Genomic DNA, 17,401 nt, shown 5'->3' with positions numbered 1-17,401 from the left:
GGGCCGGCGCCGGCCCGATCCGCGGCGAGACCGATTCAACCGAGCGCCGAGAGGACGGCGTCGCCGACCTGGCGCGTGGTGGCCTTGCCGCCGAGGTCGGGGGTGCGGGGGGAGCCGGCGGCGAGGACCGCGGCCACGGCGGCGCGGACGCGGTCGCCGGCGGCCTGGGAGCCGACGTGGTCGAGCATCATCGCCACGGAGAGGATCGCCGCCAGCGGGTTGGCGATCCCCTTGCCGGCGATGTCCGGGGCCGAGCCATGGACCGGCTCGAACATGCTGGGAGCGGTCTTCGCCGGGTTCAGGTTCCCGGACGCGGCCAGGCCCATCCCCCCCTGGAGGACGGCGCCCAGGTCGGTGATGATGTCGCCGAACATGTTGGTGGTGACGATCACGTCGAACCACTCGGGGTTCGTGACCATCCGCATGCAGCAGGCGTCGACGTGCATGTACGACGGCTTCACGTCGGGGTAGTCGGCGGCGACCTCGTTGAAGGCCCGCTGCCACAGGTCGTGCGCGAACGTCAGCACGTTCGTCTTGGCCACCAGCGTCACCTGGCGGGAATAACCCTTCGCCCGGTCGGCCTCCGAGAGCCCGGCGAACGGGCCGGTCGCGGCGCGCTTGCGGGCGGCCTCGAAGGCGTACCGGATGCACCGCTCGACGCCGGGGCGGGTGTTCATGGAGGTCTGGATCGCGACCTCCTCCGGCGTCCCCTTGTAGGTGAAGCCGCCGGCGCCGACGTAGAGGTCCTCGTTGTTCTCGCGGACCACCAGCATGTCGATCTGGTCCGGGCCCTTGCCGGAAATCGGGCAGGGCGCGCCGGGGAACAGGCGGACGGGGCGCAGGTTGATGTACTGGTGGAAGTCGAACCGGAGCTTCAGCAGGATCCCCTTCTCCAGCACCCCGGGCGCGACGCCCGGGTGGCCGACGGCCCCCAGGAGGATCACGTCGCAGGCGCGCAGGCGGTCCTGCTCGCCGGCGGGGAGGACCTCGCCCGTCTTGAGGAAGCGCTCGCCCCCCAGGTCGAACGGGATCAACTCGTAGGCCAGGCCGTCGCGTGCGGCGACCTTCTCCAGCACCTTCAGGCCGACCTCGGTCACTTCCGGCCCGACGCCGTCGCCGGGGATCACGCCGATCTTCAGCAGGGACATCGCCGCTCCAGATGCTTCGATGGATTTCGAAAAGGCACTGCGGGCGGGCCGCGCGATCCAAGGGCCGCGCGGCCCGCCCGTTCAGGCTCGATCATAACGCCGGCGCGCGACGCTCACAAGAAACCGCGCGGGGCGGGCGACCTCATCGGGGCGATTGGCGCGGGAGATGCGATCCTCCGGATCATCGAAGGGGACGCGTCGGCGTCCCTCGTTCGCGACCACCTCGGAGCGGCGGCCATGATCCCTTCCACCATCGAGCGCGTGCCCCTGCACACCGCCGAACAGGTCAACCGGCGCATCCGCGATCGCGCCGAGCGGAGCGTCGTCCGTCACGTCGCGCGCGGGCCCGGCGCGATCGAGCAGAGGCTCCGGGAGCTGGACCGCGAGTGGGACATCGAGCGGGCGCTGGAGGCCGCGGCGGGGACGGTCTCGCTGACCGGCCTGGGGCTGGGGGCGACGGTGGATCGGCGGTTCTACCTGCTGCCGGGGGCGGTGGCCGGCTTCCTGCTGCTGCACGCGATCCAGGGCTGGTGCCCGCCCTTGCCGGTCCTCCGCCGCCTGGGCTTCCGCACCGCCGAGGAGATCGCCGCGGAGCGCTACGCCCTGAAGGCCATGCGGGGCGACTTCCGCGACGTCTCGGCCGACAACGGCGCCACCCCGACCGCCGTGAAGCAGGCGCTCCAGGCGGCCCGGCCGTAGCCGGGGGGGGCGGCGGTCGTCGCGCGCGGCGGGCTCAGCCGCCGCTCTTCTCGCCGGCGGGCTTGCCGCCCAGAAGTTCGGGGATCATGGTCTCAAGCCGGCCGCGCGCCTCGGTGGAGGCGAGGTTGCCCTCCCGGTCGACGATGAAGATGCGCGGGATGGAGCTGATGCCCCAGGAACGCGAGAAGTCGCCGTCCCAGCCCTTGCCCTGGTAGTACTGGGGCCAGCCGATATCGTTCTTCTCGACGTACTCCTTGAGCTTCGTGAGGCCCTTGCGGGTCTCCTCGGGCTCGTCGAGCGAGACGCCGATGAACTCGACGCCCTCGTCCTTGAATTCGGCGTAGAGCTTCTTCATCCTGGGCATCTCGGCGACGCAGGGGCCGCACCAGGTGGCCCAGAAGTCGACGACGACCACCTTCCCCTTGAGGTCCGCCATGCGGATCGTCTTGCCGGAGACGGCGTCGCTGAACTCCAGCTCGAACGGCTTGCCGACCGCCTCGCGGAGGCGTCGGTCCCCCTTGACTCGCTCGCCCAGCTCGGGGAAGTCCTTGATGAGCCGCTCCTCCAGCTCGACCTTCCGCGCCGGGTCCTTGATGGTCTGGTAGGCGGCGAAGAGTAGCCCGCCGAGCCTCCTGTCCCCCTTGGGGGCGACGGTGGCGAATTCGTCCGCGGCCTTGATGAAGCCCTCGGGGTCGCTGGCCTGGGACATCGCGAGGCGAGCCTTCACGTACGCGCCCTCGACGCGCAGCTCGGCGTCGCCGGTCTTCTCGACGGCCTCCTCGACCTCCTTGCCCAGGGCCCCCGCGTCGAGGTCCATCCCGTGCCAGCGCTCGACGAGGAGCTTGGGGAGGCGATCATTCCTGGGGTCGACGTCGAGCAGCTCGCGGGTCAGCTCGGAACGCTTCGCGCGGACTTCTTCCGACTCGGCCACATACGACTGGACGTAGGCGCGGTCCTCGCGCTTACCCTGGTCGAACCGGGGGGGCTTGAGGTCGTCGATCTCCTTGAGGATGGCCTCGCCGGTCCGGCCCGCGTCCTGGGCCGGCGCGGGGATTGCGACGAGCGCGGCGAGGGCCAGCGTCAGCGCCAGGGGCCACGGGGCGATTCGGGCGATCACGGGGAGCCTCCTTCCCGTCGCGAAGGACGGGCGCGTCCGGAAATGTTTCGAGGGCGGCTTCAGGGTAATCCCGCCGCCGACCCGCCGTCAATCGGCGGGTTTTCGCCGTGTCGACCCCTGGGCGACACAAACCGCCGGGAGTCTGGTATCCTTGGGGCGTGGGGCCCGCGCGGCCCCGGCGAGGCCCTCCCACGTCCGGGCCTCGTCTCCCCTGGCGGCATGGCTCCTCGCTTGGTTCATGGTATCAGACAAGGCCCCGCCGGTCGGCGTTTCGATCGGGTCGCGGGCGCGGAGACGTCGCATGGCCGGCCCCGCCGACGCCGAGAAGATCGGGACGAGCCCGTCGAAGACCCCAGCTCCGAGCCCGACCGCGAGCCCGAGCGCCAGGTCCTCCTCGTCCGTCACCCAGGACCCCCGCGGCCTCTCCGCGCTGGACGAGTCCAACCTGGAGCGCTCCATCATCCGCCGCGGGCTGGCCACGCCCGCGGAGGTGGAGGCGTGCAAGGCGTACCGGGCGAAGCTCGCCGCCCAGGCCCAGGCCCAGCCTCCGGCCGAGGGCTCCACCCTCGCGCCGACGCCGGGCCTCCTCGACGTCATGGTCGGCGCCAAGGTGCTGACCAAGGGCCAGATGGCCCGCCTGCTTCAGGAGCGCGGCGGTGGGGCGAAGAAGCTGGACATCCCCGGCTACACCATCATCGAGAAGCTGGGCAAGGGCTCGATGGGCGTGGTCTTCAAGGCCCGCCAGAACAGCGTGAATCGGATCGTCGCGGTCAAGGTCCTGCTGGACGCCCTGGCCCAGAACAAGGAGTTCATCCGCCGGTTCGAGCACGAGGCCCAGATCGCCGCCAAGCTCTCGCACAACAACATCGTCAACGCCATCGACGCGGGGGAGGCCGGCGGCCGGTACTTCTTCGTCATGGAGTACGTCGAGGGGCCGACGATCAAGGACTATCTCGACAAGAACCGGAGGTTCGAGGAGAAGGAGGCCGTCCGGATCGCCATGGCCGTGGCCGAGGCGCTCCAGCACGCGAGCCAGCGCGGGCTGATCCATCGCGACATCAAGCCCGACAACGTCATCTTGACCAAGGACGGCGGCGTGAAGCTGGCCGACCTGGGCCTCGCCCGGCTGACCGGCGACGAGGCGTGGGGGCTCTCCGAGGCCGGCATGGCCATCGGCACCCCCTACTACATCAGCCCCGAGCAGGTCCGCGGCCAGACCGACGTCGACATCCGCGCCGACATCTACAGCCTGGGCGCCACGCTCTACCACATGGTGACCGGCAAGGTCCCCTACGGCGGCGAGACCCCGTCGGAGGTCATGCGCAAGCACGTCGACCCGCGCGTCGAGCTGGTCCCCCCGGACCACCTGAACACCAGCATCTCCAGCGGGCTCGGCATGGTGATCGAGACGATGCTCGCGAAGAACCGCGAGAATCGCTACACCACGCCCGACGACCTCATGCTGGACTTCAAGTGCCTGCTCCAGGGCGACCCGCCGATGCTCGCCGGCCAGAAGCCCGACAGCCTGGAAGCCCTGGCCGAGGGCGACACCGGCGAGCACGTCCAATCCGCCGTCGACGACGCCCAGATGGCCGAGATCGCCTCCCACGTCAACGCCCGCAACCAGATCATCGCCGCCCTCGCCGTCGTCCTGGCGATCTCCATGGTCACCAACGTGCTGTTCTTCGTGGCGCGGTGACGAGGGCGGATTCGTCCACCGAAGCCGTCGCATCCCGGCCGGCGTTCGGGCCATGGAGACGGCCTCGAAGGTCGGAATTACTCGCTCAGCCCAACGGGGCGGCGCCAAGCGGTGACGGTGCTCCGGCCGGAGGCCGCCACCGTGCCAAGTCGGCCTCCCTATCTCGATAATCGCCAGGCGGACTCGAGACCGACCATGCAGGACCGCCCCGTCCGACCGCGAGACCTGGTGATCGACAACCACGATCGGCCGGGCATCGTCGTCTCGCGCCATCCCCGCCAGCCGGGCCGAAAATGGCTCGAGGAGCAGTTCGACGCCCGGATGCGCGACCCGGGCCATCGTATCTGGTGGAAGGTCCTACCCCTCGACGGCGGCATGGTCATCGTGCCCGAGGGATTGATGAAACATGTGCGTGAAGCGACGCTCGCGGACGCACTCCAAGCGGTGGCCGGAGCCAATGAAGCGGCGGTCAAGACGCTCATCGGGCTGTTCCCTGCACTCGTCGAGTATGCGAAATCACTGGTAGGCGATGACGCCTACGGCCCGGGGCCGGCGCGATGAAATCCGCCACTTCTCCCGGTGAGTTGACGACACGGCCCCCGATCGGCCCTCTTGACGGCCTTCCCCCCTGGAGGGGGAAGACAGACCGCGAAGCGGTCAGATGAGGGGGAGCAGGCCCGCGGGGCTTCGGATTTCGAGCCATAGGGCCAGGCCGACGGCCGCACAAGGCCCCTCCGAACTCCGAAGCTCGTGCCGCTCGTCCCCCCCTCATCCGGCCCTCCGGGCCACCTTCCCCCTCCAGGGGGGGAAGGCCGTGATGGGTGAACGTTCCTCCCCCAACATGAGCGTCGGGTCGTCAGCCCGGCGGGAGAGGGGACGATCCGGTCATTCCCTCCTGTCGCTCACATCGAGTCCGACGACACCACCTCGCCGCCGTTGCGGGTCGCGATGGCTCGCCAGGTGGGGACGGCGACGGAGTCCTTGACGAACCGGACCGAGCCGTCGCAGAAGAGGACGCAGACGCCCCCCGCGTGATTGCTCCGGGCCGTCTTGATCGCCGGGTTGTGCGGCGGGCTGGACTGCCAGCAGTCGTACGAGCGGGAGTTGGGCGTCAGATAGTGATTGTAGAGGGTGGTGCGATAGTCGCCGTCCCACCAGCCGAAGCCCTTGTCCAGCCGCCAGCCGCTCGGCGAGGCGCAGCCGGCGTCCCCCAGGGGGGTCGAGCCGATCGCGGCCAGGCGACGGACGTCGCCGGGGGGGGTCGCGCCGGCGACCGTCGACGCGCCGCCGCTGGCGGTCCCGATCAGCCCCTCGGACGCCGCGACGGTCGCGCTCGTGCCGTCGACCATCGACGCCGCCGACTGCGGCGGGCCGAGGATGAACGCGCCGTTGGGCGCGACCGTCAGCCCCGCGTCGCCGGGGTTCGCGCTCCACGGCGAGCCGTCGCCGGTGCAGAAATGGTAGTTCGACGGCCCCGAGAGCACCCCGCCGGGCAGGGTCGTCGGCGGCGCGGTCGGGTCGCTCGGGCACAGGAAGACGGCCACCTTCGCCGCCATGACCGTCGTGTTCGCCGCGAACGGGGTCCACGGCCCCGCCCCCAGCACGCCCGTCGGCCCCGCCGCGATCGGCCAGTCCATGTTCAGCGCGTTGTAGACGGTCGACTGCTCCAGGTACGGCGAGAGCTGCGCCAGGACCGACCATCGGTAGTGCAAGGCCGGCACGCCGGGGTAGACCTGCCCCGTCCGGGGGTACAGGAACCCGACGGGGAAGGTGTTGAGCGAGGAATGATAATTGTGCATCGCCAGGCCCAGTTGCTTCAGGTTGTTCGTGCACTGGGCGCGGCGGGCGGCCTCGCGGGCCGCCTGCACGGCGGGCAGCAGCAGCGCGATCAGCACCGCGATGATCGCGATCACCACCAGCAGCTCGATGAGCGTGAACGCTTTCCGAATCGACATATCCAGACCCCTGTAACGGACCTTCCACGGGAGCGCCGGGATCGCCGGCGCCGTAGGGCGACGCGCGTGGGACGGCCTGGGCGCGATCGCTCAGGCCGAGGGGTCCGCCCTGGGGGGCCGGTCCAGCCGGGAGCCGTCGGCCGGCTCGGCGCGGTCGGAAGACGGCGGCGGGAGGCGGTCGCGCCGCCCGGCCGCGCTCAGGGCTTCGAGCCCGGCGCCCGCCGCGTCGCCGACGCCGACCGGCGCCAACTTCACCGGCGGCGCGACCTCATCGCCCCCGGGGTCCACCGCCAGGCACGGCCCCGACGAGCCGTCTCGCGGCTCGGGCTCGGGGGCGAAGTCAGGCGAGGGCGGCGGGGATGGTTCGGGATCGATGGCCGGGGGAGGCTCAGCCTTCTTCCTGGGGCCGCAGCAGCAGGCCTCGCGACGGCATTTCACGCCGCAATGGCACGCGGCGGCGTGTTCGTCGGGCGAGAGCGAGGCCGAGGCGTCCCCCGCCGTCAGCGTCAGCGCCAGCGCGATCGCGAACGCCACCGCCGGCAGGAGCCGGAGCGAGCGGAGCCGGGATCGAGGCCGTCGCGCGGGGATCATCGGGGATCGGCCTTCGGGGAGGAGCCGGGGGAGGACGATGGAACGTCCCCATGGTCTCGCCCGGCGACGGTTCAAGTCAATACGGCGGCGCCTCGCCGATCATTCGTCCTACCTCGCCTTGAGCCGCTCGCACTCGTCGCGGAGGAGGCCTCCCGCGACGCGAGGGGCGGGGCGCCAGGGGTCGAGAGCCGGGTCCGTCAGGATCGGGTGGGCCGAGGTCGCGCCGCCGATCAGCGGGGTCTCGACGCCGTAGACGACCAGGCCGACGCGGAGTTGCCGGATGACGTAGGAGCACATGAAGCAGGGTTCCGCCGTGGTGTACAGCGTCGCGCCGGCCAGGTCCCGGCGCCCGGCGGCGTCGAGGGCCGCCTGGCAGGCCAGGACCTCGGCGTGACCCGTGATCGAGCCGCCCGTCGGCAGCGTCTCGGACGCCTCGCCGACGACGAGGCCGTCGATCGCCACGACGGAGCCGACCGGGACGTCGCCCCGGTCGCGCGCGATCGTCGCCAGCTCCAGGCAACGGCGCATGCGGGCCTCGTGTCGCGGCGTCTCGGGGTCGCTCAACGGGTCGCTCCATCGGGACGGGGGTCGCGGCCCCCGTCGGGGAGGGGCCGGTATCTTCCGTATCATCAAGCGCCGGGCGAGGGCATAATGGAAGCCCCAGGTCGCCTCACCCCGCCCAACGGACGAAAGATGCCCGAATACCCCGCCGAACTCGCCATGGAGCCTTACGCCGGCGCGCCGCCGGTCGCCTCGGTCCGCGTCCCCGGCTCCAAGAGCCTGACGAACCGCGCCCTGATCGTCGCCGCGCTGGCGCGCGGGCCGAGCACCCTCTCCGGGGCGCTCGACAGCGAGGACACGCGCGTCATGGTCGACGCCCTGAAGAAGCTGGGCGTGTCCGTCGAGCACGACGTCGAGTCGGCGACGATCCGGGTGGTCGGTTGCAGCGGCCGGTTCCCGGCGAACGAGGCCGACCTGTACGTCGCCAACTCCGGGACGACGCTCCGGTTCCTGACCGCCGCCCTGACCGTCGGCAAGGGGAGCTACCGCGTCGACGGCACGCCCCGGATGCGCGAGCGCCCCGTCGCCGACCTCCTCCAGGCGCTCAACGGCCTGGGGGCTTTCACCAAGAGCGAGCTGGGGACCGGCTGCCCGCCGGTTCTGGTGAAGGCCGACGGCCTGGACGGCGGCTTCGCGTTCGTCCGGGGGGACGTCTCCAGCCAGTTCCTCAGCGGCCTGCTGATGGCCCTGCCCTACTCCCGCGGCGAGACGGTCGTCGAGGTGGAGGGGACGCTGGTCTCGCAGCCCTACGTCGCGATGACGCTGGAGGTCATGCGCGAGTTCGGCTTCGAGCCCAGCAATCGCAAGTTCAAGCGGTTCGTCGTCCACCCCGGCCGGTACGAGGGGCGCGACTACCCGATCGAGCCCGACGCCTCGGCCGCGAGCTACTTCCTGGCCCTCGCGGCGATCACCGGCGGCACGATCACCGTCGAGGGGCTGGGATCGTCCAGCATCCAGGGGGACGTCCAGTTCGTCGACGTGCTGGAGCACATGGGCTGCTCCGTGGAGCGCGGGCGCGACCGGATCACCGTGACCGGCGGGCCGCTGCGGGCCGTCGACGTGGACATGAACGCCATCAGCGACACCGTGATGACCCTGGCGGTCGTCGCCCTGTTCGCCGAGGGCATCACGCGGATCCGCAACGTCGGCCACATCCGCCACAAGGAGACCGACCGCATCGCCGCCCTCGCCGCCGAGCTGCGCAAGCTGGGCGCGACCGTCGACGAGCAGGCCGACGGCCTCCTCGTCATCCCCCCCTCCCCCTCCGAGCTGAAGCCGGCCGCCATCAAGACCTACGACGACCACCGCATGGCCATGTCGTTCGCGCTGGCCGGGCTGAAAATCCCGGGCGTCGTGATCCAGGATCCCGGCTGCGTCGCCAAGACTTATCCCAACTACTGGGACGACCTGGCCGCCGCGCTGGGGCGAACCGCCGCGACCGCTTGACGGTCCGACTCGCTGGGAAGTATCGTAATCCCCCTGGCGACGGCCCGTCCGCCGTCCCGAAGGGGCGATCCAAGCCGGACGGGCGTTGAAACTTACGGCGACGACAGGCCGACGAGCGGACCATGCTGCTGAAACGGACCCACACCTGCGGGGATTTGACCAGGGGCAACGTCGGCGAGGACGTCGCGCTCAACGGCTGGGTTGACGCCTGGCGCGACTTCGGCGGCCTGGTCTTCATCGACCTCCGCGACCGCTTCGGCGTCACGCAGGTCGTCTTCGAGCCCGAGGCCGGGGCCGACCTCCAGGCCCAGGCCCGCGAGCTGCGCAACGAGTACGTCGTCGGCGTCCGCGGCAAGGTCGCCGCGCGGCTGGCCGGCAAGGAGAACCCCAAGCTCAAGACGGGGGAGGTCGAGGTCCGCGCGACCGAATTGGTCGTCTACAACGCCTCGCCCACCCCGCCGTTCGAGATTAACGGGCCCGAGCCGAACGAGGAGCTGCGGCTGAAGTACCGCTTCCTGGACCTCCGCCGGCCGGACCTCCAGCGCGTCTTCATCATGCGGCACCAGATCGGCCAGACGATGCGCCGGGTCCTCTCCGACCTGGGCTTCCTGGAGGTGGAGACCCCCGTCCTGGGCCGCAGCACGCCCGAGGGCGCGCGGGACTTCCTCGTCCCCAGCCGGGTCCACCCGGGGCACTTCTACGCCCTGCCGCAGTCGCCGCAGTTGTACAAGCAGCTGCTGATGGTCTCGGGGTTCGACCGCTACTTCCAGATCGCCCGCTGCTTCCGCGACGAGGACCTCCGCGCCACCCGGCAGCCGGAGTTCACCCAGCTCGACGTCGAGATGTCGTTCGTCGAGGACCAGGACGTCATGACGACGATGGAGGGCCTGATCGCGGAGATGGCCCGGGAGTTCGGCGGCGAGGAGATCACCCTCCCCCTGCCCCGCGTCGAGTACCACGACGCCATGGAGCGGTTCGGCAGCGACCGGCCCGACCTCCGCTACGGCCTGGAGCTGAAGGACCTGGCCGACATCGCCGACCAGACCGAATTCCGCGTCTTCCAGCAGGCGAAGGAGGCCGGCAACCGGATCCGCGGCCTGTGCGCCCCCGGCGGCGGCGAGAGGTACAGCCGCAAGGACCTCGACGGCCTCACCGAGTTCGCCGGGAACTTCGGCGCCAAGGGGCTCGTCTGGCTGAAGGTCGAGGCCGAGGCCCTCGCCGGGCCGACCGCCAAGTTCTTCAAGCCCGAGGTCCAGGCCCAGCTCCGCGAGCGGTTCGACGCCAAGCCCGGCGACCTCATCCTGATCGTCGCCGACACCCAGGCCGTCACCAGCCAGGCGCTCTCCAACCTCCGCGCCCGGCTCGCGGAGGAGCTGAAGCTCTACGACCCCAAGTCGTTCCACTACTCCTGGGTCATCCACTTCCCGCTGCTGGCCTGGGACGCGGAGGAGAATCGGTACGTCGCCGAGCATCACCCGTTCACGATGCCCCTGGCCGAGGACCTGCCGCTGCTGGACACCGACCCGGCGAAGGTCCGCGCCCAGGCGTACGACCTGGTCATCAACGGCGAGGAGGCCGGCGGCGGCACGATTCGAATCCACGACCCCGCCATCCAGTCCAAGGTCTTCGCCCTGCTCGGGCTCTCGCCCGAGGAGGCCGACGAGAAGTTCGGCTTCCTGCTGAGCGCCCTGCGCAACGGCGCCCCGCCGCACGGCGGCATCGCGCTGGGGTACGACCGGCTCGTCATGCTCTACGCCGGCCTGACCAACATCCGAGACTGCATCGCCTTCCCCAAGACCGCCAAGGGGACCGACCTGATGACCGGCGCCCCCGGCACCGTCTCGCCCCGCCAGATGAAGGAACTCCACATCCGGTCGAGCTGACACCGGCCCCGTCCGACCATCGACGACGCGACCGGGCCGCGGGGCGATCCCCCGCGGCCCTCGTCGTTTCGAAACGTCGCGTTCGAAAAATTCGTTGACAGCGCGGACGGGTGGGATACATTGATCCTCATCCCAGCTCCCTTTCCCGCCACGACGGCGGGCCACCGATTTCCGATCGGCCGCCTCCCATGACGACGCCGCGCGCGACACGCACGATCGTCCGGCTCTCGCCCCTGCTGGCGTGGCTGGTCGTCTCCGCGTTCGCGACGCCCCGGGCCGAGGCCGCCGGCTGCGCCCACCCCGCGACTGCCCCGGCCACGTCGAGCGCCGGCGCGTCGCTCAGCCTGCTGGACATCGCCGACGAGGCCGGGACGAGCTGGACCCCGCCCGGTGCCCCCTGCCACGGCCCCCGGTGCCGCTCCAAGGCCCCCGCGGCCGACGCCCCCGGCGCTCTCGTCGCCGCGCCCGACCGCCACCAGGCCATCGCCGACGCGACCGCGTTCCCGCCGCCGCCGTCTTCGATCGCGCTCACGCCGGGCGAACCCCGCCTCGTCCCCGTCCTCGCCGCCTCTCGCCTCGAACGCCCCCCGCGCATCGCCTGACGCGGGCTCCAGGATGACAGCGCGCGCCGAGTGGCATTCTCGCGGCATCTCGCCCGTCGCCGGGTCGAGGTCCATCCCGCGAGATCGTCCCGCGGCGCGACGCGAGCCCGCGCGTCCCATCCACTCTCGGCCACGAGACGACCGCCGCGCGGCGGGAGCGCCGCCGCGCCCTCATCCCATCCATCCTTCGCATCGAGGCGTCCCATGATTCGCATATCTCGCCAAGACCGCGGCTTCACGCTCATCGAGCTGCTGGTCGTCATCGCCATCATCGCCGTGCTGATCGCGCTGCTCTTGCCCGCCGTCCAGGCGGCCCGCGAGGCCGCCCGCCGCGCCCAGTGCACCACCAACCTGAAGCAGATCGGGCTGGCCGCGCACAACTACCACGAGGCCATCGGCGCCCTCCCCGGCGCGAACATGGTGTTCGGGACGACGGGGCTCTCGGCCCTCAGCATGATGCTGCCGCAGTTGGAGCAGCGCGCGGCGTTCGACGCGATCAACTTCTCGCTCAGGTACGACGCTCCGGAGAACACGACCTCGCGGGACGCCACGATCGCCGCGTTCGTCTGCCCGTCGGACGCCAGCCCGCCGCAGCCGGCGCTGGGGGGCCGGACGAACTACATGGCCAACATGGGGAGCGGCATCGTCTGGCAGGAGGCGGTCGGCGGCAACGCCTCGCTGCCGGCGCCGAACGGGCTCTTCCACGGCAACAGCTCCAAGCGGTTCTCCGCCGTGACCGACGGCCTGTCGAACACCGGCATGTTCTCCGAGCGGCTGCTGGCCGACGGCAGCAACGCCGTGGTGAGCAAGGTGGCCGACGTCTTCTTCTCGCCGCTGGCCCCCACGACGGTCGACGAGGCGCACGCCATGTGCGGCGCGATCGACATCTCCAACCTGGCGAACCAGTTCCCGCTGTTCATGGGCGCGCCCTGGCTGACGGGCCAGCACATCTTCCAGCACATCAACCCGCCCAACGGCCGCTCGTGCGGCTTCTTCGTGACCAACCGCGCCGTCATGCCCCCCAGCAGCATGCACCCCGGCGGCGTGAACCTCCTGCTGGCCGACGGCTCCGTCCGCTTCATCAAGGATTCGGTCGCCCTGCCCCCCTGGCGCGCCCTGGGGACCATCGCCGGCGGCGAGGTCGTCAGCGCCGATTCCTACTGAGCCGCGATCGACCCGGAGACCGACCCATGACCGACCGATCCCGATCCCGCGCCAACGCCCCCATGGCGCTGCTGCTCGCGCTGGCCGCCGCCTGCGGCTGCTCGCCGGGCGTCGCCCACGCCGTCGACCCCGAGGCCGCGCGGGCGGCCCTCAGGACGACCCTCGACGCCTGGAAGGAGGGCAAGACGCCCGACTCGCTCCAGTCCGGCTCGCCCGCGATCGTCGCGCAGGACATGGAATGGGCCTCGGGCGCGAAGCTGCTCGATTATTCCGTCGTCGCCGACAAGCCGGCCGACGCCAACCTCGACGCGCGCGTCAAGTTGACGATCTCGGCCCGGGGCAGGAAGATCGAGCGCGAGGCCAAGTACCTCGTCACCACCAGCCCCGCCGTGACCGTCTTCCGCGACATGATGAATTGAACATCAACGGACATTATTCGGACGACAGGAATTATCCCATGATCCTTCGCGCATGGCTCCGACGCGCGGCGATGCTCGCCGCGCCGGCCCTGGCCCTCCCCGTCGCGGCCGAGGAACCGGCCGGCCTCCCGCTCGCCAGGGCCGCCGAAAACCCCGGCGCGGTCCTCGGCGAGGTCTGGCCAGGCCGGCCCGAGTGGCTGGAGATGTACACGGCGATCCTGAACGACGAGCCCATGGGCCCCACCAACGGCTGGTTCAAGACGTCGAAGACCCAGACCCGATACGGGTGGGACGCCGCCCGGTCGAAGTACGACGGCGACGGCGACTCCAGGATCGCCCGCGACGAGTACCCCGGCGACGACGAGTCGTTCGCCCGGCTCGACGGCGACGGCGACGGGGCGCTCACGGCCGCGGACTTCGACTTCTCGAAGGCGTATTCCCCCTCCCCCGGCTCGATGCTCTTCTCCCGTCTGGACCGCGACGGAGACGGCAAGGTGGTCCCGGAGGAGGTCGAGCGCTTCTTCCGCGCGGCCGACCCCGACGGCGCGGGCTTCCTCTCGCGGCTCGACCTGGAGCGCGCCCTCCCCGCCCCCTCCGGTTCCATGAGCCCCGCCGACCGGCCGACCAAGGAGCAGCTCATCAAGGGGCTGTTCCGCCAGGAGATCGGCTCGCTCCAGAGCGGCCCGGACCTCGACGAGACGGCGCCCGACTTCGCCCTCAAGACGGCCGACGGAGGCGAGGAGATCACGCTGTCGAAGCTCGTCGGGCCGAAGCCGGTGATCCTGATCTTCGGCAACTTCACCTGCGGCCCGTTCCGGAGCATGGCCGGGAACTTCGAGAAGCTGCATCGCCGCTACGGGGACAAGGCCACGTTCGTCATGGTCTACGTCCGCGAGGCACACCCCACCGACGGCTGGCGGATGCGCTCCAACGACTCCGTCGGCGTCGCCGCGGCGCAGCCGACGACCTACGAGGAGCGGGCCGAGGTCGCCGGCCGCTGCGGCAAGCTCCTGAACCTGGGCTTCCCCATGCTCGTCGACACCATCGACGACGCCGTCGGCGCCCGCTACAGCGGCATGCCCGGCCGGTTCTACATCATCGACCGCGCCGGCAAAATCGCCTTCAAGAACGCCCGCGGCCCCTTCGGCTTCAAGCCAGCCGAATTGGAACAGTCGCTCGTCCTGCTCCTCCAGGACGAGGCGGGCGCGACCCCCGACGCCACCGCCGCCGCTCGGTGAGCCCCCGTCACAACGACTCCCCGGCCCTGCCGATGCCCTTCCCCCCTCGCGGGGGAAGGTGGCCCGGAGGGCCGGATGAGGAGGAAGCGAAGCAGGCGGTTCAACGGGATTCGCGACGGCCGGACAGGCCTTCGATGACTCCAACAGCCGACGCGCTAGTCGTCCCCCTCCTCATGACCGCTTCGCGGTCTGTCTTCCCCCGCGAGGGGGGAAGATCGTTTTCGCCGCGACCTCGCCGGTTGAAGATCGTCGGTGGACCGGTATCCTCACGGGCCGACGACCGGGCCGTAACCCACGTCCCGCGCCTTGTCGAGCGTCCCGCCGTCGTCGACGAGGTCCGGGCCGACGGAGTAGACGAGCCAACCCTCGGCGAGCTTCTTGACGATGAGCGGCCGCCCGGTGAACGGGTCAACGGTGGCCTCGGCGGGGAGGTCGAGGGTCGTCAGGTCGGCCGGCGGCTCGTCGACGCCGAGGCGCTGGAGGGCGTTGAGGACGCGAAGCCCCCGGACGGCCGCGCGCTGGGTCTCCGCCGCCCGGCGAGCCGCGAGGACGGAGGGCTCCAGGAGGTCCGCCAGCGGCCTCATCGGGTGCCAGTAGGCGCGGGCGGCGGTCGCCGGGCCCAGGGCGGCGAGCCCCGGATACGGCGTCCTGGAACGCTCCAGTTGCTCCTCATAGAAATCCATGAACATCAATAGCGCGTTGTTCAGCAGCCAGCCTCGCATCCAGAATAGCATCTGGCTGGCCATCTCCCGGCAGACCGCCATCGAGAAGGCGCGTTCGGTCCGGAGGGCGCGGCGGTAGCCGTCAAGGCCGTCGTGGCGGGCCAGTTCGGCGTCCAGCGCGCGGCGGGATTCCTCGGAGGCCGGCCCGGATCGGAGGGTTTTCTCCGCCTCCGTCATCGCCACCCGGGTCGTCGCCACGGAGACGAGATAGTCGATGATCAGGGGTTCGCGGGCCCAGTGTGCCGAGAGCCTCAGCCCCGCGACGTTCGCCGCGATCGCCTCGTCGAGCTTCCCCTGGGTCGTCAGGAGCATCGACCAGGCCGCCAGCACCCGGCTCGCCGTACGGCGGCCCTGGATCGCGTCCATCCGCCTGGACAGGAACTCCTGCGTGGGGAGCGAGACGTCGCGGTCGGAAGCGTAGTCGGGACGTCCCGCCGCTTCCAGGATCCCGGGAATGGCCCGGGGATGGTCGCGGAAGAGGGCCTCGACCCTGGCCTGGGATTCCGGGTCGAGCGCGCCTTCCGGGCGTCCGGTGTTGGGGAAGATCGCCATCAGTCCCTTCTGGACGGCCTCGACCTCCGCGGCGACGTCCTGGAGGGCCGCGTCGGCGTTCGTCTCCGGGGAGATCGGCCTCGGGGCGAGGTCGGCGAGCGAGACCGGGTCGCCGGCCCGGCGGAGCGCGTCCAGTCGGGCTTCAAGCCGTCGGCCGGTGACGCCCGTGTACCACACGCTCCACAAAAAGAACGCGACCAGGGAGAGGCCGGTCGCGATCGCGGCCCACTTGAGGAATTTCAGGACGCGGCGTCTCATGGTCGGGCTCCCGGAGTTCCAGGGTCAATTCGCGGACGAGGCGGCGCACCTCGGCGGCGTGGCGGGCGGGATCGGGCGCGACGCTCGGGGCCGTTGCGGAGAGGCGGTCGAGCGCCCATCGGCCGGCCTCGGGCCCGGCGACCTCGGCCACGTCGCGGGCGATCGCGAGGGCTCGCGGCGAGACCGGCCGGGGGCCGAAGGCCCGATCGAGCCGCGCGTCGGAGGCCCGATTGGCCCGGACGTTCAGCCCGACGCTCAGGAGCAAGGCGGCGGCCGTCGCCAGGCCGACGGGGAAGCGTCGGCGCGGCCGTGTGGGGAGCGGCCGGGCGAGTTCCGCCTCGACCGCGGCGAGGATCCGGGCGCGGAGTCCGGGCGGGGCTCCTCGCGGGGTCAGGGCGGCGAGCCGGCGTTCGACGTCGTCGTTCATCGGCTTCTCCTCGTGAGGGCGGAGCGCATGCGGCCCAGGGCCGATTGGTAGCGCGAGGCGACCGTCCCCAGGGGGCGGCCGACGATCGCGCCGATCTCGCGGAAGGTCAGGCCGGCGAAGATCTTCAGCTCCACGACCTCGCGGTCGCGGGGGTCCAGGGCGGCGAGCGCGATCGCGGCGTCCTCGGCCGCCTCGCGGGCCTCGGGGTCGTCGGAGTCGGCCTCGACGAACAGGTCGCGGGCGGCGGCGGCCCTGTCGGCGCGTCGGCGGCGGGCGTCGAGCCAGCGCCGGGCCTCGTTGCGGGCGACGGCGAAGGCGAAGGCCGTGGGGTCGTCCACCTCGCCCAGCCGGTCGCGGTCGCGGGCGAGGCGGAGGAAGGTTTCCTGGAGCACGTCGTCCGCGTCGGCCGATGCACCCAGCATCGACGCGAGGTAATGGTGGAGTCGATCGGCGAGAGCGTCGTGGAGCGCGACGAAGGTCGCCGGATCCCCGCTCGCCGGGCGTTCGGGCGGTCCATCCATCGTCGTCCCCGGGGGGCTGAAGGTCGACGAGCCCCGCGCGGGGCCCATGGGAGTAGACCCGGGCCGGGGGCGATTTTCCGGGGGAATATCCGGCGGGGCGGAAAAGGATAGGACGCGCGGCCGGGCCGCCGGGTTCGATTCTTCGCCAACCTTCCTGGTCAGGCGACGGCCCTTTCGTATAAGATGAACCGTCCAGATATCATCGGCGGACGGTGGACCAGAGACCAGGCCCGACCGCGGCGCCCCCGCGGAGCGGGCCACGCTCGAGGAACGTCTCGCACCCCGGCTGTCGCCATGCGCGCCGACCCGCCCCCCCGACGTCGCCCCCGGATGGGCCTCGGGCCCGCCATCGACGGGCCCGCCGACCCCGCTAGGTCCGCCGTTCAATCAGGAGTCAGG

17 protein-coding genes are annotated in these 17,401 nt (G+C 71.3%); 9 read left to right on the top strand and 8 right to left on the bottom strand.

Features of this window, described 5'->3' with window-relative positions:
• Positions 1–35: 35 nt before the first annotated feature.
• Positions 36–1,148, bottom strand: a complete 1,113-nt coding sequence (locus tag WG209_RS21655) for a 3-isopropylmalate dehydrogenase (protein ID WP_337177180.1) — start codon at positions 1,146–1,148, stop codon at positions 36–38.
• A gap of 237 nt (positions 1,149–1,385) precedes the next feature.
• On the opposite strand from WG209_RS21655, the gene WG209_RS21650 reads away from it, so the two are divergent.
• The gene (locus WG209_RS21650; protein ID WP_337177179.1) at positions 1,386–1,847 is read left to right on the top strand and encodes a hypothetical protein; all 462 of its coding nucleotides are present in this window, start codon (positions 1,386–1,388) and stop codon (positions 1,845–1,847) included.
• Between the two features lie 34 nt (positions 1,848–1,881).
• Here WG209_RS21650 and WG209_RS21645 read toward each other — a convergent pair whose 3' ends face one another.
• Positions 1,882–2,964 (bottom strand): TlpA disulfide reductase family protein, encoded by a 1,083-nt coding sequence (locus WG209_RS21645; protein WP_337177178.1) that lies wholly within the window; start codon positions 2,962–2,964, stop codon positions 1,882–1,884.
• A 301-nt stretch (positions 2,965–3,265) separates the two neighbouring features.
• On the opposite strand from WG209_RS21645, the gene WG209_RS21640 reads away from it, so the two are divergent.
• Both WG209_RS21640 and WG209_RS21635 read left to right on the top strand, forming a co-directional pair.
• Entirely contained in the window at positions 3,266–4,663 is a 1,398-nt protein-coding gene (locus WG209_RS21640; RefSeq protein WP_337177177.1) for a serine/threonine-protein kinase, read from the top strand.
• Between the two features lie 195 nt (positions 4,664–4,858).
• On the top strand, positions 4,859–5,224 hold the full coding sequence (locus WG209_RS21635; protein WP_337177176.1) for a hypothetical protein: 366 nt from the start codon (positions 4,859–4,861) through the stop codon (positions 5,222–5,224).
• 341 nt (positions 5,225–5,565) lie between these two features.
• Here the strand turns inward: WG209_RS21635 and WG209_RS21630 are convergent, their stop codons facing one another.
• The 3 genes from WG209_RS21630 to WG209_RS21620 form a co-directional block, all read right to left on the bottom strand.
• Positions 5,566–6,618, bottom strand: a complete 1,053-nt coding sequence (locus WG209_RS21630) for a DUF1559 domain-containing protein (protein WP_337177175.1) — start codon at positions 6,616–6,618, stop codon at positions 5,566–5,568.
• Between the two features lie 90 nt (positions 6,619–6,708).
• Positions 6,709–7,209, bottom strand: a complete 501-nt coding sequence (locus WG209_RS21625) for a hypothetical protein (RefSeq protein WP_337177174.1) — start codon at positions 7,207–7,209, stop codon at positions 6,709–6,711.
• A gap of 108 nt (positions 7,210–7,317) precedes the next feature.
• On the bottom strand, positions 7,318–7,773 hold the full coding sequence (locus WG209_RS21620; RefSeq protein WP_337177173.1) for a nucleoside deaminase: 456 nt from the start codon (positions 7,771–7,773) through the stop codon (positions 7,318–7,320).
• A 129-nt stretch (positions 7,774–7,902) separates the two neighbouring features.
• On the opposite strand from WG209_RS21620, the gene aroA reads away from it, so the two are divergent.
• The 6 genes from aroA to WG209_RS21590 all read left to right on the top strand — a co-directional run bounded on the left by aroA (position 7,903) and on the right by WG209_RS21590 (position 14,522).
• Positions 7,903–9,216: a 3-phosphoshikimate 1-carboxyvinyltransferase gene (gene aroA, locus WG209_RS21615; protein ID WP_337177172.1), complete on the top strand. Its 1,314-nt coding sequence runs from the start codon at positions 7,903–7,905 to the stop codon at positions 9,214–9,216.
• A gap of 122 nt (positions 9,217–9,338) precedes the next feature.
• A complete protein-coding gene (gene aspS / locus WG209_RS21610) occupies positions 9,339–11,099 on the top strand; it encodes an aspartate--tRNA ligase (protein WP_337177171.1) in 1,761 nt (586 codons plus the stop codon).
• A gap of 188 nt (positions 11,100–11,287) precedes the next feature.
• Positions 11,288–11,701: a hypothetical protein gene (locus WG209_RS21605; protein WP_337177170.1), complete on the top strand. Its 414-nt coding sequence runs from the start codon at positions 11,288–11,290 to the stop codon at positions 11,699–11,701.
• Positions 11,702–11,905: 204 nt separating this feature from the next.
• On the top strand, positions 11,906–12,865 hold the full coding sequence (locus WG209_RS21600) for a DUF1559 domain-containing protein (RefSeq protein ID WP_337177169.1): 960 nt from the start codon (positions 11,906–11,908) through the stop codon (positions 12,863–12,865).
• Positions 12,866–12,891: 26 nt separating this feature from the next.
• A complete protein-coding gene (locus WG209_RS21595) occupies positions 12,892–13,284 on the top strand; it encodes a hypothetical protein (protein WP_337177168.1) in 393 nt (130 codons plus the stop codon).
• 38 nt (positions 13,285–13,322) lie between these two features.
• Positions 13,323–14,522 carry a deiodinase family protein gene (locus WG209_RS21590; RefSeq protein ID WP_337177167.1) on the top strand — a complete coding sequence of 400 codons (1,200 nt, stop codon included), beginning with the start codon at positions 13,323–13,325 and terminating at the stop codon, positions 14,520–14,522.
• Positions 14,523–14,788: 266 nt separating this feature from the next.
• Here WG209_RS21590 and WG209_RS21585 read toward each other — a convergent pair whose 3' ends face one another.
• Genes WG209_RS21585 through WG209_RS21575 form a run of 3 tightly spaced genes read right to left on the bottom strand, consistent with a single transcriptional unit; the run spans position 14,789 to position 17,002 of the window.
• Positions 14,789–16,054, bottom strand: coding sequence for a hypothetical protein (locus tag WG209_RS21585; RefSeq protein WP_337177166.1), 1,266 nt, complete (start codon positions 16,052–16,054; stop codon positions 14,789–14,791).
• Entirely contained in the window at positions 15,939–16,481 is a 543-nt protein-coding gene (locus WG209_RS21580) for a hypothetical protein (RefSeq protein WP_337177165.1), read from the bottom strand. Before WG209_RS21580 ends, WG209_RS21585 begins: the two co-directional genes overlap by 116 nt.
• Positions 16,478–17,002, bottom strand: coding sequence for an RNA polymerase sigma factor (locus WG209_RS21575; RefSeq protein ID WP_337177164.1), 525 nt, complete (start codon positions 17,000–17,002; stop codon positions 16,478–16,480). Before WG209_RS21575 ends, WG209_RS21580 begins: the two co-directional genes overlap by 4 nt.
• Positions 17,003–17,401 lie beyond the last annotated feature (399 nt).

The sequence above is a fragment of the Paludisphaera sp. genome (genome assembly GCF_037189885.1).
GTDB lineage: Bacteria > Planctomycetota > Planctomycetia > Isosphaerales > Isosphaeraceae > Paludisphaera.
Note: the sequence above shows the minus strand (reverse complement) of the source record. Positions and strands in the feature narration are given on the sequence as shown.

Bases quoted from the DNA above. Each gene is read 5' to 3' on its own strand.
- WG209_RS21655 (WP_337177180.1), bottom strand. From the start codon at position 1,148: ATGTCCCTGCTGAAGATCGGCGTGATCCCCGGCGACGGCGTCGGGCCG.
- WG209_RS21650 (WP_337177179.1), top strand. From the start codon at position 1,386: ATGATCCCTTCCACCATCGAGCGCGTGCCCCTGCACACCGCCGAACAG.
- WG209_RS21640 (WP_337177177.1), top strand. From the start codon at position 3,266: ATGGCCGGCCCCGCCGACGCCGAGAAGATCGGGACGAGCCCGTCGAAG.
- WG209_RS21635 (WP_337177176.1), top strand. From the start codon at position 4,859: ATGCAGGACCGCCCCGTCCGACCGCGAGACCTGGTGATCGACAACCAC.
- WG209_RS21630 (WP_337177175.1), bottom strand. From the start codon at position 6,618: ATGTCGATTCGGAAAGCGTTCACGCTCATCGAGCTGCTGGTGGTGATC.
- WG209_RS21625 (WP_337177174.1), bottom strand. From the start codon at position 7,209: ATGATCCCCGCGCGACGGCCTCGATCCCGGCTCCGCTCGCTCCGGCTC.
- aroA (WP_337177172.1), top strand. From the start codon at position 7,903: ATGCCCGAATACCCCGCCGAACTCGCCATGGAGCCTTACGCCGGCGCG.
- aspS (WP_337177171.1), top strand. From the start codon at position 9,339: ATGCTGCTGAAACGGACCCACACCTGCGGGGATTTGACCAGGGGCAAC.
- WG209_RS21605 (WP_337177170.1), top strand. From the start codon at position 11,288: ATGACGACGCCGCGCGCGACACGCACGATCGTCCGGCTCTCGCCCCTG.
- WG209_RS21600 (WP_337177169.1), top strand. From the start codon at position 11,906: ATGATTCGCATATCTCGCCAAGACCGCGGCTTCACGCTCATCGAGCTG.
- WG209_RS21595 (WP_337177168.1), top strand. From the start codon at position 12,892: ATGACCGACCGATCCCGATCCCGCGCCAACGCCCCCATGGCGCTGCTG.
- WG209_RS21590 (WP_337177167.1), top strand. From the start codon at position 13,323: ATGATCCTTCGCGCATGGCTCCGACGCGCGGCGATGCTCGCCGCGCCG.
- WG209_RS21585 (WP_337177166.1), bottom strand. From the start codon at position 16,054: ATGAGACGCCGCGTCCTGAAATTCCTCAAGTGGGCCGCGATCGCGACC.
- WG209_RS21580 (WP_337177165.1), bottom strand. From the start codon at position 16,481: ATGAACGACGACGTCGAACGCCGGCTCGCCGCCCTGACCCCGCGAGGA.
- WG209_RS21575 (WP_337177164.1), bottom strand. From the start codon at position 17,002: ATGGATGGACCGCCCGAACGCCCGGCGAGCGGGGATCCGGCGACCTTC.